This window comes from Mesobacillus maritimus, assembly GCF_023715205.1.
Classification (GTDB): domain Bacteria; phylum Bacillota; class Bacilli; order Bacillales; family Cytobacillaceae; genus Mesobacillus_B; species Mesobacillus_B maritimus_C.
Window position 1 is genome coordinate 120333 of record NZ_JAMBNR010000003.1, and the last position, 26986, is coordinate 147318.

25 protein-coding genes are annotated in these 26986 nt (G+C 39.7%); 3 read left to right on the forward strand and 22 right to left on the reverse strand.

Annotation, left to right across the window (positions count from 1 at the left end; genetic code table 11):
* Positions 1-24 precede the first annotated feature (24 nt).
* The 6 genes from lgt to uvrB all read right to left on the reverse strand — a co-directional run bounded on the left by lgt (position 25) and on the right by uvrB (position 8890).
* A complete protein-coding gene (gene lgt / locus M3182_RS05245; protein ID WP_251557252.1) occupies positions 25-879 on the reverse strand; it encodes a prolipoprotein diacylglyceryl transferase in 855 nt (284 codons plus the stop codon).
* Positions 880-962: 83 nt separating this feature from the next.
* Entirely contained in the window at positions 963-1898 is a 936-nt protein-coding gene (gene hprK, locus M3182_RS05250) for an HPr(Ser) kinase/phosphatase (protein ID WP_251426252.1), read from the reverse strand.
* A gap of 172 nt (positions 1899-2070) precedes the next feature.
* A complete protein-coding gene (locus tag M3182_RS05255) occupies positions 2071-2418 on the reverse strand; it encodes a phage holin family protein (protein WP_251557254.1) in 348 nt (115 codons plus the stop codon).
* Positions 2415-3533: a DUF4097 family beta strand repeat-containing protein gene (locus tag M3182_RS05260; RefSeq protein ID WP_251557256.1), complete on the reverse strand. Its 1119-nt coding sequence runs from the start codon at positions 3531-3533 to the stop codon at positions 2415-2417. The genes M3182_RS05255 and M3182_RS05260 overlap by 4 nt, the downstream gene beginning before the upstream one ends.
* Before the next feature lie 496 nt (positions 3534-4029).
* Positions 4030-6906 (reverse strand): excinuclease ABC subunit UvrA, encoded by a 2877-nt coding sequence (gene uvrA / locus M3182_RS05265; RefSeq protein ID WP_251426255.1) that lies wholly within the window; start codon positions 6904-6906, stop codon positions 4030-4032.
* A 7-nt stretch (positions 6907-6913) separates the two neighbouring features.
* Positions 6914-8890 carry an excinuclease ABC subunit UvrB gene (gene uvrB / locus M3182_RS05270; RefSeq protein WP_251426256.1) on the reverse strand — a complete coding sequence of 659 codons (1977 nt, stop codon included), beginning with the start codon at positions 8888-8890 and terminating at the stop codon, positions 6914-6916.
* A 746-nt stretch (positions 8891-9636) separates the two neighbouring features.
* Here uvrB and M3182_RS05275 point away from each other — a divergent pair.
* A complete protein-coding gene (locus M3182_RS05275) occupies positions 9637-10833 on the forward strand; it encodes a LytS/YhcK type 5TM receptor domain-containing protein (protein WP_285867131.1) in 1197 nt (398 codons plus the stop codon).
* 144 nt (positions 10834-10977) lie between these two features.
* Here the strand turns inward: M3182_RS05275 and M3182_RS05285 are convergent, their stop codons facing one another.
* From M3182_RS05285 to M3182_RS05345, 13 genes are all read right to left on the reverse strand, one after another.
* Entirely contained in the window at positions 10978-11205 is a 228-nt protein-coding gene (locus M3182_RS05285; RefSeq protein WP_251426258.1) for a CsbA family protein, read from the reverse strand.
* Between the two features lie 101 nt (positions 11206-11306).
* Positions 11307-11849: a YitT family protein gene (locus M3182_RS05290; RefSeq protein ID WP_251557257.1), complete on the reverse strand. Its 543-nt coding sequence runs from the start codon at positions 11847-11849 to the stop codon at positions 11307-11309.
* Between the two features lie 109 nt (positions 11850-11958).
* Positions 11959-12777, reverse strand: coding sequence for a uroporphyrinogen-III synthase (locus M3182_RS05295; protein WP_251557260.1), 819 nt, complete (start codon positions 12775-12777; stop codon positions 11959-11961).
* A gap of 56 nt (positions 12778-12833) precedes the next feature.
* Entirely contained in the window at positions 12834-13562 is a 729-nt protein-coding gene (locus tag M3182_RS05300; protein WP_251557262.1) for a 5-formyltetrahydrofolate cyclo-ligase, read from the reverse strand.
* Positions 13563-13651: 89 nt separating this feature from the next.
* Positions 13652-14077, reverse strand: coding sequence for an OsmC family protein (locus M3182_RS05305; RefSeq protein WP_251426262.1), 426 nt, complete (start codon positions 14075-14077; stop codon positions 13652-13654).
* A 59-nt stretch (positions 14078-14136) separates the two neighbouring features.
* A complete protein-coding gene (cysK, locus tag M3182_RS05310; RefSeq protein ID WP_251426263.1) occupies positions 14137-15060 on the reverse strand; it encodes a cysteine synthase A in 924 nt (307 codons plus the stop codon).
* Positions 15061-15300: 240 nt separating this feature from the next.
* Positions 15301-16059 (reverse strand): GTP pyrophosphokinase, encoded by a 759-nt coding sequence (locus tag M3182_RS05315; RefSeq protein WP_251557271.1) that lies wholly within the window; start codon positions 16057-16059, stop codon positions 15301-15303.
* Complete coding sequence (locus tag M3182_RS05320) at positions 16028-16786, reverse strand: TVP38/TMEM64 family protein (protein WP_251557452.1); 759 nt, start codon at positions 16784-16786, stop codon at positions 16028-16030. The genes M3182_RS05315 and M3182_RS05320 overlap by 32 nt, the downstream gene beginning before the upstream one ends.
* Before the next feature lie 249 nt (positions 16787-17035).
* The gene (locus M3182_RS05325) at positions 17036-17650 is read right to left on the reverse strand and encodes an alpha/beta hydrolase (protein ID WP_251557273.1); all 615 of its coding nucleotides are present in this window, start codon (positions 17648-17650) and stop codon (positions 17036-17038) included.
* Between the two features lie 35 nt (positions 17651-17685).
* On the reverse strand, positions 17686-18282 hold the full coding sequence (locus M3182_RS05330) for a flavin reductase family protein (RefSeq protein ID WP_251557275.1): 597 nt from the start codon (positions 18280-18282) through the stop codon (positions 17686-17688).
* A 92-nt stretch (positions 18283-18374) separates the two neighbouring features.
* Positions 18375-18911, reverse strand: a complete 537-nt coding sequence (locus tag M3182_RS05335) for an NADPH-dependent FMN reductase (protein WP_251557282.1) — start codon at positions 18909-18911, stop codon at positions 18375-18377.
* A 224-nt stretch (positions 18912-19135) separates the two neighbouring features.
* A complete protein-coding gene (locus M3182_RS05340; protein WP_251557284.1) occupies positions 19136-20329 on the reverse strand; it encodes a PDZ domain-containing protein in 1194 nt (397 codons plus the stop codon).
* 304 nt (positions 20330-20633) lie between these two features.
* Positions 20634-22082, reverse strand: coding sequence for a S41 family peptidase (locus M3182_RS05345; RefSeq protein ID WP_251557285.1), 1449 nt, complete (start codon positions 22080-22082; stop codon positions 20634-20636).
* 228 nt (positions 22083-22310) lie between these two features.
* Here M3182_RS05345 and M3182_RS05350 point away from each other — a divergent pair, with 228 nt between their 5' ends.
* Complete coding sequence (locus M3182_RS05350) at positions 22311-22586, forward strand: alpha/beta-type small acid-soluble spore protein (protein ID WP_251557287.1); 276 nt, start codon at positions 22311-22313, stop codon at positions 22584-22586.
* Positions 22587-23251: 665 nt separating this feature from the next.
* Positions 23252-23629, forward strand: coding sequence for a phage holin family protein (locus tag M3182_RS05355; RefSeq protein WP_251557289.1), 378 nt, complete (start codon positions 23252-23254; stop codon positions 23627-23629).
* Between the two features lie 88 nt (positions 23630-23717).
* Here M3182_RS05355 and M3182_RS05360 read toward each other — a convergent pair whose 3' ends face one another.
* The 3 genes from M3182_RS05360 to ftsE form a co-directional block, all read right to left on the reverse strand.
* Entirely contained in the window at positions 23718-25049 is a 1332-nt protein-coding gene (locus M3182_RS05360; RefSeq protein ID WP_251557290.1) for a murein hydrolase activator EnvC family protein, read from the reverse strand.
* A 98-nt stretch (positions 25050-25147) separates the two neighbouring features.
* Positions 25148-26044, reverse strand: a complete 897-nt coding sequence (ftsX, locus tag M3182_RS05365) for a permease-like cell division protein FtsX (RefSeq protein WP_251426273.1) — start codon at positions 26042-26044, stop codon at positions 25148-25150.
* Complete coding sequence (gene ftsE / locus M3182_RS05370; protein WP_251557292.1) at positions 26034-26720, reverse strand: cell division ATP-binding protein FtsE; 687 nt, start codon at positions 26718-26720, stop codon at positions 26034-26036. The genes ftsX and ftsE overlap by 11 nt, the downstream gene beginning before the upstream one ends.
* Positions 26721-26986 lie beyond the last annotated feature (266 nt).

Here is a 26986-nt window from a genome sequence, read left to right on the forward strand (position 1 = left end):
ATTTCCCCCTAAATTGATTCTCTTTTATTTCTTCGCTTTTTTTGTTTGCTTGGTCTGTTGCTTCGATTCAACATCTAAATATCTTTCCGTCGCATAACCACTCATTCTACGGTAAATCCATAAAGCGACAGCCGCGGCGACCAATACAATTGAAATCACTTGTGCAATTCTTAAAAAGTCTGTCAGCATTAAACTGTCTGTTCTTAGCCCCTCGACAAAGAAACGACCGATTGAATACCAAATTACGTAGCTAAGGAAAAGTTCTCCCCGTCGTAAATTCACTCTTCGAAGTCCAATTAACAAAACAAAACCAATTATATTCCAAATGGATTCATATAAAAAAGTCGGATGGTAATAGGTACCATTAATATACATTTGGTTAATGATAAACTCAGGCAACATTAAATTTTCTAGGAAAGCGCGACTAACTTCGCCTCCATGCGCTTCTTGGTTAATGAAGTTTCCCCAACGACCAATGGCTTGGCCAAGTATAATACTTGGTGCGGCAATATCTGCTACCTTCCAGAAAGAAACATCTCTTTTTTTACAAAAAACATACGCCGTTACGACCGCTCCAATTAACGCTCCATGAATAGCGATTCCACCATTCCAAATCGCAATGATTTCGGCCGGATGCTGAGAATAGTAATCCCATTGGAAAATAACATAGTAAATCCTCGCACTAATAATCGCAATTGGAATCGCAAATAACATTAAGTCTGCAAATAAATCCTTATCTAAACCGCGCTTTTCCCCTTCGCGCATCGCAATCCATAAGGCCAGAGCAATCCCTAACCCGATAATGACACCATACCAATGGACTTGAATCGGGCCTAAAGAAAAGGCGACTGGATCAATCAGTTGAAAGTTTTCTTCCATGTACAAATTCTCCTTTGCATTCTATCTCTTTTTCTTGGATATAAGAAGCGTGCCTCCTATGTACACTTGGTTACTCTCTTGCTCTAAATATCCTCATGGTCCCCGTCTTCAATAACATCAGCTAAACGATTCGAGAATTGTTCCGCCGCATTCATTCCCATGCGCTTTAGACGGAAGTTCATCGCTGCAACCTCAATAATGACCGCAAGATTTCGACCCGGACGTACTGGCAAAGTCAACTTGGTAATTTCCGAATCAATAATTTTCAACTTATCTTCATCTAACCCAAGTCGATCATAAGTTTTGTTTTTATCCCATAATTCTAAATCAATGTTTAAAGAAATTCGCTTATGCGTGCGAACGGCACCCGCTCCAAACAAGGTCATTACATTGATAATTCCAAGACCACGAATTTCGAGGAGATGTTCAATTAACTCTGGTGAGGTTCCGACTAGCGTATCTTGGTCTTCTTGTCGAATCTCAACGCAGTCATCTGCTACTAAACGATGGCCTCGTTTAACAAGCTCCAAAGCAGTTTCACTTTTACCAACACCACTTTTTCCGGTAATAAGTACACCAATCCCATAAATATCCACCAAGACACCATGAACCGCTGTTGTCGGCGCAAGTTTACTTTCAAGATAATTTGTTAAATGACTCGATAATCTAGTCGTTTTGTGATTCGATCTCATCAATGGTACTGATTCACGCTCAGCCGCTTCCTTAAGTTCCTCAGGTACTTCTAATTCTCTAGTAACAATAATCCCAGGGGTCAGGTCTGTACATAGCTGACTTAACCGGTATTCTCTTTCACTACTGCTTAATTTTTCAATAAAAGTAAGTTCAGTTTTCCCAAGTAATTGAACACGCTCAGCAGGGTAATATTCAAAAAAGCCTGCCATTTCTAGCGCAGGTCGAGACAAGTCACTAGTTGTAATTGGGCGGTTAATTCCTTCTTCACCACTGATCAATTCAAGTTTAAATTTTTTGATAATATCTTTTGTTCGTACTTTCGGCAATGAGGAATCCTCCTTCATTTTATTCAAAATTCAATACTACTTATTTTAGCATTATTTCTAACAGAACAAAACGCAGGAGATTGAAAATGGACATAAGAAAAGTAATAAACTTCCTTTAGAATCTAATTGAAATAGATGCGAAAAGTCCGACCACATTTGTGATCGGACTTCTCTACTCTTTTTTAAAAATTGTACTCTGGATAATAATGTTAAAGACAGACATGATGACTGCAGTAAGTAGCGCCATACCAAACCCACCTATTTGAAAAGCCTCACCCATTAAGCTGTCTGTTAACATCAATGTAATGGCATTAATGACGAATAAAAAGAATCCCAGAGTTAGCAGTGTAACCGGCAAAGTAAAGAGAATTAAAATGGGACGTACTAAAATGTTTAGAATGGACAGCAAAAAGCTTGCACCAAGTGCTGCTCCAAAACTCGAAACATAAAAGGATTCAAAGTAGCCTGCAATTGCAATAAAAAGTACGGCGTTGATGCCGATTCCTAGCAACCACTTCATATTGTTTTACTTAGTGAAATTGTTCCTGACTTGGACTCGGCAAAAATTCTCGTTGGATTGGCTTCCAATTCTCTCGTTGTAAACCGAAGCATCTTCTGAACCATCTCACTTTTTTCCTCTAGTATTTCTATTCCTTCAAGTTCGAGTTTAAATTGACCTAAATTAGTTTTCAGTTCGCCCCGTACCGGTGTTCCTACTGGAACTTGAACATTCACGGAGGCTGTAGCGGATGTAGCCTCAATACTTTCGCAATTCTGGTTTCGAACCGTACATGTGATACTGCCGCTGAACGATTGTAAATCGAGGGTATTGAAGTCACCTTCTACATTTATTGCGCCATTTAATGTTTCAGCTTCTAGGTCATAAATATGACTCGCCAATACATTGATTGCTCCATTCGCTGTCTCACTTTCAACCTTTTTACTACTCACGTTTTGAAGGCTTACCTTCCCATTTGCTGTTTTCGCTTTAAGGTCTGTTACTTTGAGGTTCTCTCCTGAAATCGCTCCATTAAAGAGGCGAATGCGAACTTTCTCATATTCTAGCCTTGGGATATAAAGAGTAACATCAAGTTTCATCCACTTTTGTTGGTTTGAGAAAATTAGTTTTTGCCCATCAATCGTAAATAATACTTCATCTAAAAGCTTCCTTCGCGCTTCTTCTTGATCATTCACTCGATAAACTTTAGCGGCACATTCTGCCCGAACATCCTCCTGGTCCCATGGAATTACTTGTAAGGACCCATTTGCAAGATCTACATCAATTTGAGTTAAATTCATTTGTGGCTGTTGAAATATATGGGTGATATCAACAGATTGACCAAAGTTCAAATCTAAGTCGACATCTTTGATTTTCTTAAACGCTGAATCAACAAAATCTACAATCTTATCAACAGCGGATTGCAGTTTCGGACCTGTTGCTTCCTCTTTCTTAAATGAACCTTGATAGGTGTGATCTTGCTTTACCGTTGTTGAAAGCTCGGTAATTAATTCAGCCTTCTTGTCTTCCATTGATTTTTCCTTTTTCTCTAATTCTTCAATTAAGAATAAGGCCTCTTCAACAGTTAACCTACCTTCCTCAACCATCTTTAATATTTTCTTTCGTTCTTCCTTCATTCACATTACCTCCCCGCATACTCAGTGTATTCAAGTTTTTTCATCTTAAGCCCTCTTTCCATACCCCGTTGCAATCTTAACTATTATTACGAAAAAGAGGGATGTAAAGTTTCACCTCTTATTCTTTCGAAGGCTGTTTTGTTATAGATTGTTGTTAAAATCCTAAAGGCGATTTTAACGATCTAGCAGCCATTTCGTATGTTTATATTTAGTTTGCAAGCTCTTTTCTCATAAAATGTAGCAATTTTTTTGAATAACCTAGCTTACACAGACGTATTTCTAGGTCAAAAGCAGCAAAGTTTGAGAAAAGAGCCTTCAAGAAAGACAACAGCTTATCATCCCTAGAACAACCATTAAGTAAGAAATTTTTATGAACTTCCATTAAGAAAGAAGACCCGCCAATAGGCGAGTCTTAAGGTGAAAAACAGAGACGTAATAGCCTTGAAATTCAGAGGATCGTTTCCGATTCACTTTGAGATCTATTCTTCAAGATGGTTCATGTACTGCTAATGCTCTCTTTTTCTTCCACTTGTTGCTTCATCCTGAGTCGGTCTCGCTCAAGAATTGGTTTTAAATATTTTCCTGTATAGGATTCTTTTACTTCCGCGACTTGCTCTGGAGTCCCTGTGGCGACAATCGTACCACCTTTGTCTCCGCCTTCTGGGCCAAGGTCGGTAAGGTAATCCGCTGTTTTGATAACATCAAGATTATGTTCGATCACAAGTACGGTATCACCATTTTCCACTAGGCGTTGCAACACGACTAGCAACCTTGAGATATCATCTACATGTAAACCTGTCGTTGGTTCGTCCAGAATATATAAAGACCGACCTGTTGAACGACGATGAAGCTCAGAAGCTAGTTTAACACGCTGGGCTTCTCCACCCGAGAGAGTAGTAGCAGGCTGTCCAAGCTTAACATAACCTAATCCAACATCTGCAATGGTTTGTAGCTTTCGCTTGATTTTAGGGATATTGCTAAAAAACTCCACTGCATCCTCTACAGTCATATCGAGGATATCTGAAATGTTTTTTCCTTTGTATTGAACCTCAAGCGTTTCACGATTATACCGTTTACCATGGCATACTTCACAAGGAACATAAACGTCAGGCAGGAAATGCATTTCAATTTTAATAATCCCGTCGCCACGGCAGGCTTCACAGCGCCCACCCTTCACATTAAAACTAAAGCGCCCCTTTTTATAACCCCGAACCTTTGCCTCATTCGTTGAAGCAAACACATCACGGATATCATCAAACACACCCGTATAAGTTGCAGGGTTTGAGCGAGGGGTCCTACCAATTGGAGATTGGTCAATATCGACAACTTTATCTAGATGCTCGACACCTTTGATTTCACGAAACGCACCTGGTTTGCTTTTCGCACGATGAAGCTGCATCGCTAATGACTTATGCAGGATTTCATTGACTAACGTACTTTTCCCAGAACCCGAAACCCCTGTCACAGCAATAAATGTCCCTAACGGAAACTTCACATTCACATTTTTCAAGTTGTTTTCTTTCGCACCTTTTATCTCAATATATTTTCCGTTCGGCTTACGTCTTTCGAGCGGTAAAGGAATAAATTTCTTGCCAGAGAGATATTGTCCTGTTAGCGATCTTGGGTCATTCATCACTTCTTCCGGTGATCCAGCAGAAATGATTTCCCCCCCGTGTACACCGGCGCCTGGACCGATATCGATTAAATAATCAGCTGCGAGCATCGTGTCTTCATCATGTTCAACAACAATTAAGGTATTCCCGATATTGCGCATATTTCTCAACGTATCAATCAAGCGATCATTATCACGCTGATGAAGCCCAATAGACGGCTCATCGAGGATATAAAGAACCCCTGTTAACCTCGAGCCAATTTGTGTCGCAAGTCGAATCCGTTGGGCTTCTCCACCTGAAAGTGTGCCTGCCGCTCGGTTGAGCGTTAAATAATCAAGTCCTACATTAAGAAGGAAGCCAAGTCGTTCTTTTATTTCTCTAAAAATAAGATTCCCAATCTGCATTTCCTTCTCAGAAAGTTGAAGGTTATTGAAAAAGTCTAAAGCCTCTTCAATCGATAGAGCAGTAATATGCCCTATATGGTGATTGTCGATCAAAACGGCAAGGGTCTCTGGTTTTAACCGGTATCCTCCACATGAAGCACAAGAATATTCACCCATATACTTTACCATTTGTTCCCGAATAAAATCAGAACCAGTTTCTTTATAACGTCGTTCTACATTGCGGAGTACCCCTTCAAATTGAATATAATTCTCTCGGATTTGGCCAAAATCACTTTCATAGCGGAAATAAATTCGGTCACTACCTGATCCATAAAGAATTTTATCCAGTTGATCTTTTGGTAAGTCCTTAACCGGAATGTCTAAGTCGATGCCATAATGATTGCAAATGGCTTCAAGAAGTTGCGGGTAGTATTGCGAACTTGTTGGTTCCCACGGAGCAATTGCATGCTGTCTTAAGGTTAATTCTTTATTAGGAATGACAAGGTCAGGATCCACCTTTATTTTAACGCCAAGTCCGTCACATTCAGGGCAGGCTCCAAAAGGGCTGTTAAAAGAAAACATTCTTGGTTCGAGTTCACCGATTGAAAATCCGCAAAATGGACACGCATGATTTTCACTAAACAACAGCTCTTCATCCCCGATGACATCAACAAGAACCTTTCCTTCTCCAAGCCTTAAGGCCGTTTCAAGGGAATCCGCTACCCGAGCTGAAATCCCTTCTTTAACGACAATCCGGTCAACGACAACTTCAATCGAGTGCTTTTTATTTTTCTCAAGTTCGATTTCATCATTGACATCATATAACTCGCCATCGATTCGGACACGAACATACCCTTGTTTCTTAATATCTTCTAGCACTTTCACATGTGCTCCTTTGCGTCCAGAAACAATCGGCGCTAAAATTTGCATCTTTGTACGTTCAGGGTATTCTAAAATCCGATCAACCATTTGCTCAATGGTTTGTGAAGAAATTTCAATTTTATGTATGGGACATACCGGGTGCCCCACTCTAGCAAACAACAAACGAAAATAATCGTAAATCTCTGTTACAGTTGCCACCGTTGACCGAGGGTTTCGGCTTGTAGTTTTTTGATCAATTGAAATCGCAGGGGAAAGCCCATCGATTGAGTCAATATCTGGCTTGTCCATTTGACCAAGAAATTGTCGGGCATATGCCGATAGGGACTCAACGTAACGACGTTGCCCCTCTGCATAGATGGTATCAAAAGCCAAGGAGGACTTTCCTGAACCGGAAAGCCCTGTTACAACAACAAGCTTATCTCTCGGAATGGTGACATCAATATTTTTTAAATTATGGGCTCTGGCGCCTTTCACCACTATTTTATCCATCGCCATGATTCTGTCATCCTTCCGCTTTTAACTCTAGAATTAAATCACGCAGCTCAGCCGCACGTTCGAAATTAAGCGCCTTGGCTGCTTCCTTCATTTCTTTTTCCATATTGACGATTAGCTCGTCACGTTCTTTCTTAGTTAGCTTCTTTAAACCTTCTGTAGGGTTGTATTCCTCTTGTTCCTCCGCTGCCACTGTCGCTCGAATGACATCACGAATTTCTTTTTGAATCGTTTGTGGCGTAATACCATGCTTTTCATTATATTCTTCCTGAATGGAACGACGACGCTTTGTCTCGCTAATCGCCATTTCCATTGAATGAGTCATTTTATCTGCATACATAATGACATGGCCGTTCGCATTACGAGCCGCACGTCCTATAGTCTGAATCAATGAACGCTCTGAGCGAAGGAATCCTTCTTTATCCGCATCTAGAATGGTTACAAGGGAAACTTCAGGAATATCCAACCCTTCTCTCAAAAGGTTAATTCCGACAAGAACATCGTATTTTCCAAGTCGAAGTTCGCGGATAATTTCTATACGTTCTAGTGTTTTTATTTCGGAATGGAGGTACTGCACCTTAATCCCAATCTCTTTTAAATAATCCGTTAAGTCCTCGGACATTTTTTTCGTTAGGGTTGTTACAAGGACACGCTCATTTCGTTTAACACGTTCTTGAATTTCCCCAATAAGGTCATCAATCTGACCTTCGATTGGCCGGACATCAATAGTTGGATCTAAAAGACCTGTTGGACGAATGATTTGTTCAACCATCTCTCGTGTATGTTCAATTTCATATGGTCCTGGTGTCGCCGAGACATAGACCGCATTATGAATGTGCTTCTCAAACTCGTCAAACGTGAGCGGGCGGTTATCAAGTGCTGATGGCAACCGGAATCCATGTTCAACAAGAACATTCTTTCTTGCTTGGTCCCCGTTGTACATGCCTCGAATTTGTGGCAGTGTCACGTGAGACTCATCGATGATCAGTAAAAAATCATCTGGAAAATAATCGAGCAACGTATAAGGGGTAGAACCCGGTGGTCGTAAAGTAAGATGACGAGAGTAGTTTTCAATTCCTGAACAAAAACCCATTTCGCGCATCATTTCTAAGTCATAACGAGTTCGCTGCTCCAAGCGTTGTGCTTCTAGTAGTTTATCGTTATCACGTAGCTCTTTAAGACGCTCTTCTAATTCTTTTTCAATATTTTCAATCGCCACTTTCATCTTCTCTTCTCGTGTGACGAAGTGGGACGCTGGGAAGATCGCTACATGTTCACGCTCGCCAAGAATTTCACCTGTCAGTGCGTCAACCTCACGAATCCGGTCGATTTCATCACCAAAGAATTCAATGCGAAGACAATGTTCATCCCGTGAGGCAGGGAAAATTTCAACAACATCGCCACGCACTCGGAAAGTTCCCCGTTTAAAATCGATATCATTCCGTTCATATTGGACATCAACGAGTTTACGTAAAAGTTGGTTGCGTTCAATTTCCATACCTGTTCTTAATGAAACAACCATTTCCCGGTATTCCTCAGGAGAACCGAGACCGTAAATACAACTCACACTAGCTATGATAATGACATCGTCACGTTCAAACAACGAAGATGTCGCCGAGTGACGAAGTTTGTCAATTTCATCATTGATACTAGCGTCCTTTTCAATGAAGGTATCTGTTTGTGGTACATATGCTTCTGGTTGATAATAATCATAATAGCTGACGAAATACTCTACCGCATTGTTTGGAAAAAACTCCTTGAACTCACTATAAAGCTGTCCTGCTAATGTTTTATTATGGGCAATGACCAAAGTCGGTTTGTTTATTTCCTTAATGACATTGGAAACGGTAAAAGTTTTTCCCGTACCAGTTGCCCCGAGAAGCGTCTGGTGCCGCTTGTCTTCCTTAATCCCCTGAACCAGTTGTCTAATTGCCTCAGGCTGATCACCTTGTGGGGAGTATTTTGATACTAATTCAAACTGGTCCACAACAAAGCCTCCTGTATAGTTAAATTCTAATTTTCAGTATGTATCCTGCTGTTTCATTCTCTATATCAACATTCTACCACAAAGCATGATAAACTAACCACTTTAAAGCAAACAAGTGTTCTAAAATAGGTGATAATGGGTCGTTTTTTGCGACGTCACCCATATCGGATACAAGATTAGGTGTTTTCTTTAGGTTTTTTTTCTGGTTGAGGTCGTATTAGATCATGTGAATGGAGGGGGTTTTTTAATTGGGTGATTGTTATAAAATGGTGCTTTGAAACAGCTTTAATGAATTCCTCCTTAAAGTTTGTCTTTTAAGTAGGGGGCGATTGGGACACTTTGATAAGGCATTGCTGTATTCCGTCTTATGAACCAGCTTTGTTAGACACCTTCTCTTTTGCTTCCTGCCTTTCTGTCTTTTAAACCACCTTTGTCAGACACTTTCTCTTGCTCTTCCTACTTTTCTGTCTTACAAACCAAATTTGTCAGACACTTTCACAACGGCAACCTGGAATTCTGTCTATTAACACAAGCTTTGTCAATCCCTTCACAAATCCTCCTCCCTATTCTGTGATCCCACATCCCCGTCTCTTATCCAAGCTTCCTATGGCCATTTTACTAGTTGCCCGTTAAATCAAATATAAAAAACTTGTTTAAAACCGTAGAAAGTGTGATATGCTCAACAGCTTTATTTAGAAACTTACGTTAAAATTGAAAGGTAGATTGCCCGAAAGGAAGTGACCTTCTTGTTTTATGACGAAATGGACCGTTTTTTTTACCTTCCAGTCGGTCTATGGCTGATTCAAATTTTAATGATTCTATTTCCTACGCTTTTTTACCAATCTTATTTTAAAAGAAAATTCCAATCGAAATCACAAAGAAAATTAGGGCTTATCTTTCTATATGGTGTTTCCATTCTAGCGTGTATGGCCTTTCCGGTTTCGATTAACGAGGGGTTTATGTTGGATTTTCGTTACATCCCCTTAATCTTAGGGTTCTTATATGGGGGCTATCAAGTGGGGCTTCCGCTCATGGGGCTGACCGTTCTAATGCGCATCTTTATTGGTGGCCCTGGACTATACTTAACGATTCTCATTTGTATCATTCTTCTAGGGTTATTCCGGGTGACTCTTCAAAAATACGAGAACTATAATTCTCAACAAAAAAGGATGTATGTACTCACCTTATTGTGGATTGCCCTCATGATGTTTGGATTTGGAACACAATTTTTAGATGATCGTGCTTTATCGGGGAAAGAGTTTAGTTTATGGATTCTTTTTGCGGTTTTAAATATTATCACGATGCTCGCCACAAGGCATATTCATGAATCTTTGTTAGAGTTGGACAAGATGTATTTTGAAGCGACCGATTATGAAAGAATGCATTTATTAAGCCAGTTTTCAATTAGCATTGCCCATAAATTGCAAAAACCGATTGAGCAATCTCAAGAACAGTTGAGTGCCCTTCAGCAAACAGAGCTTCTAGGAAATCAGCGAGCCTTGGTTTCTGAAGTGTCAGAGGAGTTGGAGGTTGCTCAAGATATTATTAACGATTACCTAGTGTTAGCAAAAGACCGGAAAAGCAAGAATACAAACCTAGATGTTCATCAAGAAATAGAGGGCATCATTCAGTCAATCCAATCTTATGCTCATTTACATGATGTGGAGTTGAAATTTTTCCCGGCAATTGATCGGAATTTATTCATTAAAGGTGACCCCTATCAATTTAGACATGCTCTATTAAATTTAACCAAAAATGGAATTGAAGCAACAAATGAAAATGGCTTAGTTGAACTGGCTGTTCATGAAATGCTAGATTCAATTTATATCATTATTGAGGATAACGGAAAAGGGATGAGCAATGAAGAGGTTGCGAATATCGGATCCCCGATTCAATCACAGAAAAAAAAATGGAACAGGATTAGGTACTCTTGTTGCCTTTAACATTTTACAAGCAATGAATGGGAAAATTGAGGTATCAAGTCAACTTGGCAAGGGCACTACTTTCTCCATCATACTTCCTAAAGTGATTAATTAATAAAGCGAAAAAAATAGCAATAGCTGTACAGTAGATAAAACCTACCACAGCTATTGCTTTTTGCGGTGTACCATTTGATTGGCAAAATAAAATCCGACTGTTAGAGAAAACGCATCGATAATAATGAGCAGCATAGAATCTGTATACCCTCGGTAAACAGAAGCGGCAATCAAAGCCACGGTTAGCACAAGTCCAAGATAATGGTTGTACACAACTCTTGTGAAAAACAACACAAAGGTTCCTGGTAACAGCAATGCCAACATATATTTCAATCCCATCATACACCTCTTCAAAGATTTTCTTTTCTTCAATAGCATACTTGTTTTCCCTTTCGCAGACAAGAAAAGATTCTTGAGAAGAATAGATTAAAAAGGACGTTTTAGATTCGTTCGTAACAGATGGACGCAACCCAACCTGCAATAAAAATCGTTAGCGTCGAAAATAGCAAACTCTCAAAACCTAAAGTCGGGTATCCTGCCAACACAATGACACCATCGATTAAAAAAATGAGAAATCCAATGTTTAATGGCGTTGCCTTCGATATAAAGTAAGCAAGAAGGTCTGTCCCACCAGTGCTTGTCTTATATCTCAACATTAGCCCGATGCCAGCCCCACTAACCACGCCTCCGATAACCGAACTTAACCAAATAGGCAAAGAGATTTGATGACTCAATGGAGCTAGGATATCAATAAAAAGCGAAGTCATCAGCATGCCTTGGAAACTACCATAAAACTGCTTCCGTTCATGAAACCATGCATAAACACTTAAAGGGATACTCAATAACGCCGTCCATAGACCTGTCCTGAAATCAAAATAATAATGGAGAATGAGCGCAATCCCCACAATTCCTCCATCTAATAAACGATGTGGAACGAGAAAACCATTAATAGCAATTCCAATTAATAAGCTTCCGATGGTCATAGCTGCTAATTTTGAATAAATGATCCCACCTCATTTCCCGCCATCAAAAAAGCTACCATTATACTTATGGTAGCTGTCCAATAATTATTCATTTTTATCGTAGACAATCCTATACTGTAGGCTGTTCATTCTCATAAAACTTTTCTAATGCAATGATGCCGCTGCCCATTCTTTCTAAATCGGGGACTACGACTCTCTTCAGTCCTTCATCTCGTAACGATGCAGCTGTCACTTTGCCCACTGCCACAGCAACAACTTCTTTTTCAAAAGCAGCTAACAACTTTTCTAGTTTCCCTTGTTCACGTGCGAATGAAAACAGAAATCGGCCTTGTGGTGTACTTGTAAAATAAACGGCATCGACTTCCGCGGACACAACTTCGTCTACTAATTGTTCCAGAATTTCTTGTTTTGGAGGGATATGTTGATAAGGAAGGATTTCCTTATAATCAGCCTGCATTTCGTCTAAAAAGGAAATTAATTTTGGTGCAGGGTCTCCATGTAATTGAAGAGCGACCTTGGTGTTCCGTGGAAACTCATTCTTCAGAGCCCTAACCAAACCAGCCGTGCTCCCATCGTCATCCCGCACAAGAGGAATGACGTCCATTTTCTTTAGCGCGTTCACGGTTTTATATCCTCGTGCGGCAACTTTAGATTGGCGGATGGTAGTTAAAAACTCTTGTCCAATCCCAAGATTCTCCGCTGTTTTATACAGAGTCTCAATCCCTAACCCAGTCGTAAAGATCAACCAATCATATTTACCAGTCACGAATTCACGGAGATCGTCTTCAAGCCGTGAATCATCTAAAAAAGTGGTTCCTTGTGCCGGGCGTAGGACTGGAATTCCCCCTAAATTCGTAATGATTTTACTCATTTCCTCTAGTTTCCGTGAACCTGCCAACACAACGCGCTTGCCTTCTAACCGTTTCATCCTGCCCCTCCTTTTTTCTAACTATACCATTTTCTGTTGGAAATTAGCATGCAACGTTATGAACGTTTCTGACTTTTCGTTAATTCCCAAATCTCCTTTAAAACGGGCATTTCTTCCTTTTCTTCATCTGTGACCAAATCCCATTGAATTCCGTTTGGCTTCGGATAGGGTGTATTCGTTGGAATGAATTCATTTTCTGTCGCAATAAAATCGACCGTCAAGTCATAGGGTTCTCTTGGCACATCAGCATCCGTTAATTGAGCGCTATGAATCGTACCGATAACCGGAATCTCCGGATTGCCTAATTCTCGAATAATGGCATATTCCCGATCAGCATATCCTTCTCCTTTGCCGACTCTCCGGCCATCGCGATGCAAAGCGACCGAACCAGCAAAAAACAAATCGATTCTAGGCAAATTCGCTATTGGAATTTCTTTTCCATACGACTTAATATGGGAAAGACTCGCAGCTTTTCGTTCTTCCCCTGCTGGTACCCTTTCCGGCTTAACCATAATAAAACCTGCACGAAGACGCGGTGTCGGGACAAGCAATGTCTTACCATCCCGTAAAATTTGGGCTCTTATTGGTAACTGCGGAGAATCCGGATTCACTTTAATCACTTGTGCTTGTTGATATTCAGGCATCTGAAAGACAAAGCTTGCCGCTTTTTCAGCTCCCTTAAAATTTGGAATTCGATTTTTTAATGGAAATGGAAACCGCCCAAACTTGTTTTTCTCTAAAATCTCCCAAGTATGTTCGCGGATTTCTTGCTTCGAAGTCTTCATATACTCTTCCTTTCTCTCCGAGGACATTGAACGAAAAAAAGCTAATTCCCAACACGGAAATCAGCTCTTTTCTTGATGAATCAAATTTTTTAAACAGATTTTTCACCTTTTACTCCGTTAATTGAGTAGCTAGCTGTTAGGTTCGCACTTAAAGAGTGAGAAACAGAGCAATATTTGTCCTTCGATAAAGTAATCGCACGCACAACTTTATCTTCAGGTAAATCGCCTTCTAACGCATAGTGAATATGAATGTCTGTAAACTTTTTTGGATGATCGTCGGCACGGTCTCCATGAACCTCCATTTTAAAAGAGGTCGGCTCTAATCTCATTTTTGTTAGGATGGAAATAATATCAATGCCAGTACATCCTGCAACAGCATTTAAAAGGAGTTCCGTCGGTCTTGCTCCTGTATTTTCTCCACCGATCTCCGGTGCTGCATCCATCTTAATTTCATGTCCAGACGGTGTCTCACTCGAGAAAGCCATCTTTTGATTCCAATTAATCGTTAAATCCATTGCTTACATCCAGCCCCTTTCGTTTGTTTTTTCATCCATTCTGTTAAAAGCTATTCGGTTTAAACTGGAAACAAGTCTGAAGACAAATAACGCTCTCCGGTATCTGGTGCTAAACAAAGAACCCTTGCTTCAGCTGGGAGGTTTTTGGCAATTTCAATCGCAAAGTGGGCAGAAGCTGCACCCGAAGCCCCAATAAAAATCCCCTCTTCAGCAGCTAAACGACGAGCCATTGTCTGAGCATCCTCATCATTAATATGAAGTATTTCATCATAGACTTCGCGATTTAAAATTTTTGGAATGAACCCTGGTCCTGTGCCTGGAATTTTATGCGGCCCTGGTTGTCCACCAGATAGAACGGGTGAACCAGCTGGCTCAACAACATAAATCTTAATGTTTGGGATTTTCTTTTTCAACTCTTCTCCAACCCCAGTCACCGTACCACCTGTTCCAGCAGTTAAAACAAGACCATCTAGTTTTCCTTCAAATGCTTCGTAAATCTCTACAGCGGTCGTTTCACGATGCGCATCAGCGTTGGCTTGGTTCTCAAATTGCATTGGAATAAATGTATCTGGAAGGTCCTCAGCCAAAAGGTTTGCTTTATCAATCGCCCCTTGCATTCGCTGATCAGCTGGAGTTAAATGAACCTCTGCTCCATAAGCTTTTAAAATTTTCACACGTTCTGCAGTAGCGTTTGCTGGCATGGTAATAATGCATCGATAGCCTTTCACCGCACAAACCATTGCAATACCGATTCCCGTATTTCCAGATGTCGGTTCAATGACAATGCTTTTTCCAGGAATAAGTTTTCCTTGTGCCTCGGCAGTTTCAATCATATTAATCGAGGCACGGTCTTTTACACTTCCTCCTGGATTAAAGGATTCTAACTTCATGTATACATCTCCACCCGTTGGAGCAGGTAGTTTATTTAATTTTACAATCGGCGTGTTGCCAATCAAATCTAAGATCGAATTGTATAATTTCATCTTTTTCCAACCTTTCACATCCATCATTACTGTAAAAAATAGTGCATGCTTTGCCATGTAAGTGGACTTAGTTAGAGCTAAATTTAATAGCTATAGTACTTAATTACAATTACATGCTCCTACACGTGCAGGCAGTCCTATCTTAGTTTTCCATAAATGAAGGGAAAATTGCAAAGAAAATGCCTACTATGTTCATCAACAATTAAGGATTAAGGAGCACCCTTCCTTATTCTTTGTTCTTTAATGATTTGTCTCTGTTTTCGCGTGACCAATTGATTCTAAAAGTCTTAATGGGAGAGCCATATGTTCCTCGTTTACATTGATTAATAGAGCTTCTTCATTCATGGAGTCATTTTCTTTAAAAACATTGATTTCTTTATTAATTCGTTCCATTTTCGCATCTAACTCTGCGGCTGCAGTTGCCGCATCTTTTAGTTCAGTTAACAAATGCTCTGGAACTTCCTTGTTGTATTTATAATAAATTTTATGCTCCAAACTTGCCCAGAAATCCATCGCAATGGTGCGGATTTGAATCTCAACTGGAATCAACTCCTCACCACTTGATAGAAAAACAGGGATTTCAAGTATTAAATGCAAACTTCGATAGCCGTTTGGCTTTGGACTTTTTATATAGTCTTTACATTCCAACACATTTATATCTTTCTGATTTTTAAGCATATCCTGGATTTTATAGATGTCTGATTCAAACGAACATGTGATGCGGACTCCTGCAATATCCTTAATGTTCTTTCGAATACTTTGCATATTTAAGTCGAGGTTTTTACGAACCACTTTTTTCAAAATACTTTCCGGGGATTTTACTCGTGATTTTACATGTTCAATCGGATTATAATCATGGATATAATTGAACTCTTCTTTTAAGATATTGATTTTTGTATTCATTTCATCTAACGCAAACTTATAAGCCATCATAAATCTTGTTAACTCGACTTTTAAAGCCTTCATATCAGTTAAACTTACGTTTTTCACTGTGCCCATCTTCTTTCTCTAAATCGTTGTTTTCTTTCAGGTCGAATCTTTTCTTTTTGATAAAAATCCTCCTTAACCCGATAAATACGGTAATGCCTATAAAAAGGAGCATACCAATTTCGTATTCATTTAAATCTGCAGTCAAAATGCCCGCTGGAATTAAAGATAGGAAGATAAAAAAGAGGAAGTTTCCCGCTATCGTTCCAAGTAAAAAGTGCTTGAAGCGGACAGAACTTAAACCTGCTAAAATGTTAATTAAGCTTGTAGGTACAAATGGAAAAATCCTTGCTTGAAACACATAGGTGAAGCCATTTTCCTCAACCTTTTTAATCAGTTCTGGGGAAAAACGATGGATTAACATGCTTCTAAATAAAAAACGAACACAAATAAAAACGAGAACACCTGCTAGAATACTCGTAAGCCAGCTCCATAAGAAACCATTTACGGCTCCAAATAAAGCAATATTTAGGGTAATCACCAATATCAGTGGAATGATTGTAAAACTATTTTGGACAGTCATTACAACCATCATAAAAAAATAGGCATAAAGTGAATTTCCAGCAAGAGTAGCTCGAATCGTTTCCGTATCCCCATCTAAAAGGGCATTAAACACATCGCGATTGACTAAAAGCAATAAAGGGAACAGCAGGAGTAGTAGCATCAGACCGACTACTAAAATGCCCCTTTTTAATTTATGGTCTTCTGTAAAAATTAGCTTGCCCCATTTAATTTTCATAATCACCTTATTCTCCACCTTAAACGAAGTGAGCATACTTTTAAAATAGCTGGAATTGTTAGAGGAAAGAATGAACAGTCGTAGTAAAAAAATTTCTATATCTCGCGCTGAGTGTGAAATAATTATCTCATTAATACAAGAAGGAGAGCAAGAAAAATACAGTGGTGAACTGGTTGAATATAGATGACTTAACCGTATTTTATTCAGTTATAAAAGCGAAAGGAGAGCCAGCCTAGGCCCTCCTGCTTTTTAAGCTTCTTTAAAATTTTCTCGATACCATTTGCCTGCGGCCTCTACTTCACCAAGTGTCAACTGATGCCCAAAGTTTTCCCAGTGAAGTTGTACGGATGCCTTAGCGGTTTCAAGCAATGACTTAAGTTCTTCTGATTCTTGAGCAGGACAAATCGGGTCATTCGTCCCTGCCCCAATAAAAACAGGTGTGCCCGTTAAATCCGGTAACTGTATTCCTCGACGCGGGACCATCGGGTGATGCAGAATGGCTCCTCTTAAAGCATTTTTATAATGGAACAACAAGCTCCCAGCGATATTCGCTCCGTTTGAATAACCAACAGCGACAAGATTATCACGGTCAAATTCATACTTTTCGGCCGCATCATTAAGGAAATCATTTAATTCTTTCGTTCGAAAAATTAGATCCTCTTCATCAAATACACCTTCCGCTAAACGCCTAAAAAATCGAGGCATGCCATGCTCGAGAACATTCCCACGCACACTCAGAACAGACGCTTGGTCATCGATTCTCTCTGCAAGCGGCAATAAGTCTTGCTCCGTGCCTCCTGTACCATGAAGCAATAATAAAGTTGGTTTTGTAAGGTCTGTCCCTTTTCGAAAAATATGTTTCATTGTTATCCTCCCTGCCTTTAATAAGATGTTCGTAATTACCTTGGTCGTTTAATGGTAAAAACCTCACCAATTTTTGCATAATCATTCCCTGCTAAACGGCTGACTGCAGCTAAGCCCTTAGCGTCAATTCTTCCTTGGTTGTAAATATCTTCTTCAATATGAAACTGAACGATTCTTCCAATGATAAAATCGGTACCATTCCCAATTTCCAAAGCGTGCTCCAAGACACACTCCATCCGGACTTTTGCTTCCTCTACTCCCGGCACGGAAACCTTCTTACTAGGAATCGTTGAAAAGTTGGCCATCTCTACTTCACTCTGGTCTGGTGGCAAACTGGCTGCTGTTTCATTCACCATATTAACGTTTTTTTCATCCACAATATGAACAACAAACTCTTTCATATCGGTAATATTCCGGGCGGTATCCTTTTGTTGGCCATTTGTCCTTTGAATGGATAATGAGATCATTGGTGGGTTTGCTGAAACGATATTAAAATAACTAAATGGTGCCCCATTTACAACTCCCGCTTTGGACACACTGGTCACAAAGGCAATCGGCCTTGGAATAATACTCCCAGTTAACAGCTTATAATTTTCTCTTTCGGTTTGGACTGAAGGATCAATGGAATGCATGTAAATCGCCTCCCTTAATTTTCCTTATTGTCTCACATTTTAAAAAAGGCTGTCACTAAACAACGTTAGGACAGCCTTTTACTACTTTCAGTTTATCTTAAAGTTTTTAAAGCCCCGCTCCATGCAACTACTTCTTCAAGCATAGCATTTACATTATCAAGATGTAAGTCTTGTGGCTTAAACTCAGACATGTTTTCAAAATCCGTAAATAAGCTCAAAGTTGGATGTGTGCGAACATCAGCCACTTTCACTTCACCTAAAATTCCACGTATGTGTTCAGCAGCACGAGCACCACCTGTTGACCCATAGCTTACAATTCCAGCAGCTTTGTTATACCATGCTTCACGAGCAAAGTCGATTGCATTTTTTAAGGCACCAGTAATGCTGTGGTTGTATTCTTGAACAACAAATACAAAACCATCTAAGCTTGCTAGTTTTTCATTCCATGCAGCAATTCCTGGCTCTGTGCCATCTGTTGTTCCTAAGAATGGCAAGTTATAATCAGCAATATCAACAATTTCAAATTCTGCGTCTGTACGCTTATCCGCAATTCCTTTTACCCATTCCGCTACTTGTGGACTAACACGACCTTGACGAGTACTTCCTAAAACGATTCCAATTTTAAGCATGAACCTTACCTCCATATATTTAATTCAAGTATTTTTATTTCGAGATATCAGACGAAAAAAATTCAAAAACCATTTAAGTCCCTGTTTATCTCGATTTCAAAGTAATTATAAGACACTAGATTGAAAGTGTCAAAGAAATAGTTTCTGTTCCAATTTCAGAAGGAGTCATAAGAAAGACGTGAACTTTTAACTGTTCACGTCTTTCTCATCTTTCATCGGTAGGTTTATACAGCCGCACTATCCCATTTCTTATCATCTTGTACAAAAAGGATCCCAAGTTGATGATGATCGCCTTCATATAAAGCACGTTGAGCAAATCGAATCTGCCCATTCGTATCAAGAACTTCAAGTTTGCAATGTGCCGCATTTTTTTGAATACCCTCATAAAAGCTTTTTTCATTATTTACAGGAATTCCATTGACCTTTGTGACCATCTCACCGACTTGCAATCCCATTTTATCTGCAGGAGAATGTGGAATGACTCCTAGAATCATAACAGCATGATTCTGCTTGGAGAAATAAAAAGGGCGATTTTCGTCTTTCATTCGCTGTACAAAATAAATCATTTCTCTTCCAATCATTGCAACACCTACAGCAGCAATAGATGCTAGTGGGTACCAATAACCAGCAACTCCAATAGCTAAAATGAACATACCCAGTGTGATTACCTTGCGACCATGAGCACGGACAGCCTCTATTGGTAGCATCCCTTGAATTTGTTGATGAAACCCGACTGCAAATGGAACGAGAATGAAGGAATATAGGTGATCCCCGATTGAAAATACTGGCCACCAAGAAAACATCGCTTCAATTTGCGCCCCTGGTACAATCAAAAACACCGGTAACATCCACAATCTTTTCGCTTCATGAATCCCAACTGTCTGACCTCGTCTGCTTTTCATCAACTTAGGCGAAGTGCCTTTCCCCCCATTTTTCCGAATGAGAAGTCCTTCTCCAATTAAAAGAAGCGCCAGAAGGAGAGCAATCGCAGGATAAATTTTCTCTGTTAATGAAGAAAAATACTCACCAACCAATGGGATTCCCCAGTCCTGTCCAGCCACAAGAATGAGCGCAAAAAACGCGGCTCCTACTACATGAACAGGTGAAAGAAATCTAACTCTTACAGGTAAACTAAATAGCAGAGTCACGACTGCCGTTAAGAGTACGAATGCAAATGGAACCACTAATCCTAAAGCAATCGTAATAACCGATAAGATAAGACCAATCAGTAATCCACTAGGAATCAGTTGCCTGAGTTCAAAGTAAGCATTCTCGGCGCGGACATGAAAATTTTTTCGCTCTCGCTTAACACGAGCAACTCCCATGTATGCGGCCATAAATAAAAAATAATAGAACAAAGGGTGCAGAAAAAATTTACCGAACCCCTTTAGTAACTCCATCAACCAAATGACCGTCACCCCATGTCACCAGCCTTTATATCAAGATTTATCGTTTCGATGTCAGTTATTACTATTCTATCAAAACTGGTCTATAAAACATATTACTAGTTTTGGAAAATATCACAATATGAAAAATTACCTGAATGGTAATGGAGAGAAGAGGGCATTATTACACCTTAGAATCCTGAAATAAAACTTATGCTTCTTAAGCTAATTGAAAACGCATGGATCCTTATGGACCCATGCGTTTTCAAAGCACTTTAGCGCTTTATCGAATAGATTGTTTGGTTCCTGTCACACTGATTTCCGTTAGTTCCTATTTTTAACGTACTAACAATTTAATCGCGGTTTGTAGCTGAGCATCATTCGCTTCTTTACGCATTTCCTCGCGAGCTGCTTCCTCTAGTGCGGTGGCTGTGTCACCATCAATAATTCCTGTCACCTTTAAATTTTGCTTTCGTTGAAAAGCTTTAACAGCCATTTCGGTCTTATCACTAAAATAACCATCTCTTCGCCCTGGCTCATAGCCAATACCTTCAAGAATTTCTTGTGCGTTTTTTACTTGCTCGTTATTCATATCCAGCTTTAGCGGCTTTTCGGCTTGGATTGGATGAGTATGATAAATACTAGGCTGTTCTACTGGCACAGTCGGCTCGATTCCTTGTTTATGAATCCAATTTCCATCCGGGGTTAACCATTTAAACAGCGTGAGTTTAATATTACTGCCATCCCCCATTGGCACTGCTTGCTGAACCGTTCCCTTTCCAAACGTTTTTTCACCAACGACTGGATACCCACCAGCCTCTTTCAAAGCACCAGCTAAAATCTCTGAAGCAGAGGCGCTTCCTTTATCCGTTAGAACGACAATTGGATATTCCTTTGCCTTTTTTAACGCAGAGAAATACCTCGTCCTTTCTCCGTCTCGTTCCTCAATTTGATATAAAGGCTTTTTATCTGGTACCAATTCTCTTAAAATGTCTTGCACACTGGTTAAGAATCCACCAGGATTACCTCGCACATCGATTACTAGCCCCTCCAAACCTTTGTTTTCAAGTTGGGTTAGTTCTTTGCTAAACTCTTTTGCCGTTTCTTCTGAAAAAGAAGTGATTTCGAGATAACCGATTTTCTCCCCTGCATGTTGTTTCATATCAGCGTGTACAGTGATTTGCGGGATTTCATCTCTTTTAACCTCAATCGTTAACGGCTCCTTCAAACCTTGGCGGGCAATTTCTAGTTCCACCTTGGTCCCTTTTTCGCCTCTAATTTTCATCGTGGCTTCATATAAATCTAATCCTTCAACACTCTCTCCATCAACCTTAAGGATTTGGTCATTTGGTTTTAATCCTGCCTTTTCTGCTGGTGAGTCCTTGAATGGGGAGACAATCACAATTTTATTGTTCACCATGCTCACTTCCGCACCAATTCCTTCAAATGAGGACTCTAACGTTTCATTAAACTGTTTCGCCGTTTCAGCATCCATATAAACAGAATAAGGATCTTCTAGCGTTGTGAGCATACCTTGAATGGCACCTTCAATAAGCTTTTCTTCTTCTACTTTCTCGACATAGCTACTTAAAATCAAACTATAGGCTTGTTCAACTTTATCGAGTTTTTTCGTAGAAAGAACATTTGGCTGGTCATCTTCATTCTTTTCGATTCCGAACCCTACATTATTATCTCCCGCTTCAGCCCATTGAACACCAACATATGTGCCACCTGCTCCGATAAGCAAGGAACCAGTCATTAGTAGAGCAATCCACTTTCGCTTCATCGTCGTCCTCCTCGCCTCTTCTGTCCGACCTTTTTATTTATTGGACTTGCTTTCCATTATATGACGACTATGGACGAGTTATGAAGCAATAATTTCTCTGAGTCCTGTTAAAACGAAACAGTCGAGCCATAAGGAGCTGCATTCGTTTTAGACGATCACCATATTCTTGGGGTCTGTTAATCAAGGATAAACAGGACATACTATAAAAAAACTTTAGGAGGCTAACAAATGGCTAGAAGAAATCGACGTCCATTGATACCAGGTGCACGTGAAGCACTGAACCAGCTAAAAGCAGATGTCATGAAGAAACAAGGATATGACGTCAACCCCGACCAACCTGACGATGTAAAATATGAAGTTTCCAAAGAAGTGGATGTTCCCCTTCACCGTGGCTATAACGGTGCACTCACTTCAAAAGAAGCAGGGAAAGTTGGCGGACCAATTGGGGGCAATATGGTAAAAGAAATGATCCGAATGGCACAAGAACAGATGAGAAATAAATAATTAGAGAAAAGTGGAGGGGACTCGTTTAACTACGACTGTCGTAAGACAAGCATTTATGAAGTATTTTACCTAATGAGCTGACTAGCATATGCGCGGATTTCCTAGGTGCTGCTGCTGGATTATAAAAGGTGGGGATGACTGTTTATCCCCAGAAACGCTGGAAGGCTGGCAGATGAGTCTCTCGCTGACTTCAACTTGTTGTTAGACTGATTTTTTGAGCGGCCCTTTCTTTCTTTCCTTCAACCACCTGTTGTTAGACAGTTATCTCGCTCTGACGCTTCTTTCCGTCTTACAAACGGTGATTACTAGACAATCTCCTCGCTCGGACTCTTCTTTCTGTCCTTCAACTGCTTTTTGTTAGACTGTTTGCTCGCTCGAACACTCCTTTCTGTCCGATAAACACTTTTACAAACCAAAGCGCTTCGAGTCCCCAACAGACACATCAAGCTACACCTATTACCCGCAGAGGAATAGAAAATTCTCAAAACTATAGGGTCTGGAGTTCATGATTATACAAGTTTAAAACTTTAATACTTAAGAAAGCCAGAGCATATCCAATGAGGATATGCTTTTTTGTTAAATTTATCCACACACATAGAGTTGTCCAAGCAAAATCCTAGTAAATTCATATAGTAGAGTAAGCAAGCTGAAATGGAGGTGAGGAAGTGGAATTTTTGCTTGATTTTTTAAATGAAAACTATTATATGCTTGTTCCTGCGTTATGGGTTATTGGTTACGGATTAAAACAAACACCTCGAATCCCTGATTGGACAATTATCTGGATTTTACTAGTCGTTTCCGTCGCTTTTGGTACTTTTGCCTTTGGTTTTTCCACTGAAGGAATCATCAATGGCATCATTGCAGCCGGTGTCGCGGTACTCGGTCACCAGATGTTCAAGCAAACAATCAACTCAAGGCGTGATAAAAAGGAAGTTATTAAAATTGAAGCAAAGATTGATCCTAGGGATGAAAAAGTCGAAGAAATCGATATAAATGTAGACGAGAACAAGGATAAGGCAGAGGACATAAACAAATCCAATTAAATCAGACTCATTTAACTTACAAGTTTATTGCGAGCTTTTTAGGGAATAGAAAAAAGGAGAGATTCACTCTCTCCTTTTGTTATTTGTCTTATGGTAGGTATGACAATGGGTTAACTGCATTGGATTTAGACATATTCCAGGCTCCTTTATGAAGCTCAAAATGTAAATGCTGTCCAAAAGACTGTCCTGTGTTGCCCATCGTTCCAATTCTTTGACCCTTTTTAACGACTGCACCACTTCCAACAGCGCGGTTGCTCATGTGGGCATAAACTGTTGTGTAAACTTGTCCATTTATTGAATGGCTAATAAAAATCGCATTTCCGTAACTAGAAGAATAGTAAGATCGAATTACGACACCGTCCGCTGCCGCAACAATCGGTACATTTCCGCCCTTCGCAATATCGATTCCATGATGGTTCCCAAGTGAACGAGACCCATAACCAGAAGATACATATCCAGATGCCGGCCAAGTGAATGACCCTCCAGAAACAGGAGGCGGTGTTGAAGCTGCTTGAACTGAATTAGAAGAACTAGATGAGCTAGAGCTTCCTCCATCATTAGAGCTGGTAGCTTTTGCACTTGCAGCAGCTGCAGCAGCCGCTGCTTCTGCTTCTCTTTGCTTCTCAAGTTCTGCTTGACGCTGTTGTTCTAATTGAATGGCTTTTTGGATGGCAGCCGCTTGAGATGCAAGTACCGCGTTTTCTTCTTCTTTTGCTAGAATCTCAGCATGCATATGCTCTTCTTCTTTCTGAAGAGATTCCATTAATTTTTTCTTTTCAGCCATTTGACTATCAAGCTCTGCTTTTAACACTTCTAGCTCTTTTTTCATGTCTTGAAGGTCCGCAAGCTTAGCTTTCACTTCTGCCTGCTTCGTTTCTAAATCCTTTTTATCTTGTTGATGTTGTTCAAGGATATCTTGGTCTGCTTGCACAAGAGTAGCGACAGCACCCACACGATCGACAAAATCGCTAAAGCTTTGTGCCCCGAAAAGTACATCAATGTAGCTGATGGAACCGCCACTTTCCTGATAAGAAGCTGCTCGCTCTTTCAATAATTCATTTCGCTTTTCGATTCGCTCGATTAAAATCTCAATTTCTTTTTCTAATTGTTCAACTTCTTTTTCCGTTTCATCAATTTGCTCATTCTTTTCAGCAATTTTATTCGTCGCGTCCGCAACTGCTAAATCAAGTCGCTTAATTTCTGAATCTACGTTTGCTTGTTCATTTTTCAATTCACTAATCTTGGACTCGCCTTGCTGAATGTCTGATTGCAAGCTAGACTGTTTTTTTTTTATATTTTCTTCTTTTTGTTTCAATTCTGAGATACCTTCAGCAGATGCCTGATTAACCATCGCAGGGTTAAACAGCATTCCGATACTCAAGGTACTAACTAATGCTAGCGAGAGTACTTGTTTTTTCACTAGATTTTTCTCCTCTCATTTCTTCTGTTGAATTTAGTCAATCGTATGATTGATACATGTATGTAAGGAAAGGAAGGGGATAACATCTCCCTTCACTCTTACACTTTCAAGAATTTACGTACGGACATCAAACTTCCCCAGATTCCAATCAGTGCTCCAATTAGTACTAAAACAGCAGATAATTGGAAGACAAATGGATTGAATTCTAGTAGTTTAATAAAGTTATTTGCCGCTAGTTTAGATTGGATCAAATCAAATAAATAATAGTAAGCAAGGGATACAACGGTAATTGGGATAATGGACCCTAAAATTCCTAACCATAGACCTTCGAGGAAAAATGGCCATCTGATAAATGAATTCGTTGCTCCTACAAGTCGCATAATTTCAATTTCTCGGCGGCGAGCCATAATCGTAATTTTAATCGTGTTTGAAATTAGGAACATCGCTGTGAATAACAAACCAATAATCAAAATAAGCCCGACATTTCGGCTTATATCAATAAACTTAAATAGTGATTCAACTGTTCCTTGTCCATATTTCACGCTTGAAACATAATTAAAGGATTCGATTTTTTTAGCCACATTGATTGTATCGGTTGGATTTTTCGTCTTTACGACAAACACATCTTTTAGTGGATTTTCTTGCTCCACAAGTTTAAAGGCTTGTCCTTCTTCCCCAAAGCTATCAATTAAACTATCAAGCTCTTCTTCTTTCGGGGAGAATTCAATGCTATCAACCTGTGTAATTCCACCAATTTGCTGTTTTAACACTTCTCTGTCTTCATCGTTCGCGGCTACATCAATATGAACTCGAATTTCTACGTCTTCTTCAATTGAAGTTGCGACACTATTTAAATTCATCATAATGACGAAAAAGACACCGACTAATAATAAGGTCACCGTCACAGAGCTTACGGACGCTACCGTCATCCAGCTATTTCGCCCTAGACTTTTAAAGCTTTCTTTTACATGACGGCGGAATGTTCTAGCTTTCATATCCGTAATCACCCTTCTGTTGGTCACGTGCAATTTTACCGCCTTCAATCGCAATGACTCGATGTTTATTCTTGTTGACAATATCTTTATTATGAGTTGCCATAACGACTGTGGTACCTCTTAGATTAATTTCTTCTAAGATTTTCATGATCCCCCACGAAGTTTCAGGGTCAAGGTTCCCAGTAGGCTCATCTGCTATTACCACTTTAGGAGAATTGACAATGGAACGAGCAATCGAAACTCGCTGCTGTTCTCCACCCGACAACTCTGTTGGCAACATTCTTGCTTTGTGCTTTAACCCAACAAGTTCGAGTGTCTCTAATACTCGCTTGCGGATGGTAGTCGGATGTTCCTCAATCACTTCCAGCGCAAACGCTACATTATCATATACAGAGATGGAATTTAATAATTTAAAGTCTTGGAACACAACTCCAATATTTCGACGAAAAATTGGAACATTCTTGTTTTTAAGTTTTGACAAATCGACACCATTTACCTTTATGGTCCCGGTAGTGGCTTTTTCTTCTCGGTACATCATTTTAATAAAAGTAGATTTCCCGGCCCCACTTGGTCCAACGACATACACAAACTCGCCTTGTTCAATGTTGACATTGATCCCGTTTGCGGCGGTTACACCATTAGGATATTTTTTATAAACATCTTTCATTTCTATCATATTATTATCACCCTGGATATTATTTTCCCACTGGCTATCATTCGACATTTTTTGTACCAAACCATTATATCATTAGAACCCTGTATTGGAACCTATTAAAATATTACAGTTTCTTTTCAAGAAAGAATCATTATCGTTAAATTTGTGAGAATTTGGTTTTTAATAGTAGATACTGGCATTTGATTCTACATAAAATAGCTCTATATAGAGGGTAAGCCTTTTCAAAATATCAATCCGAATTTTTCATTTTGATTACATTCTATCTA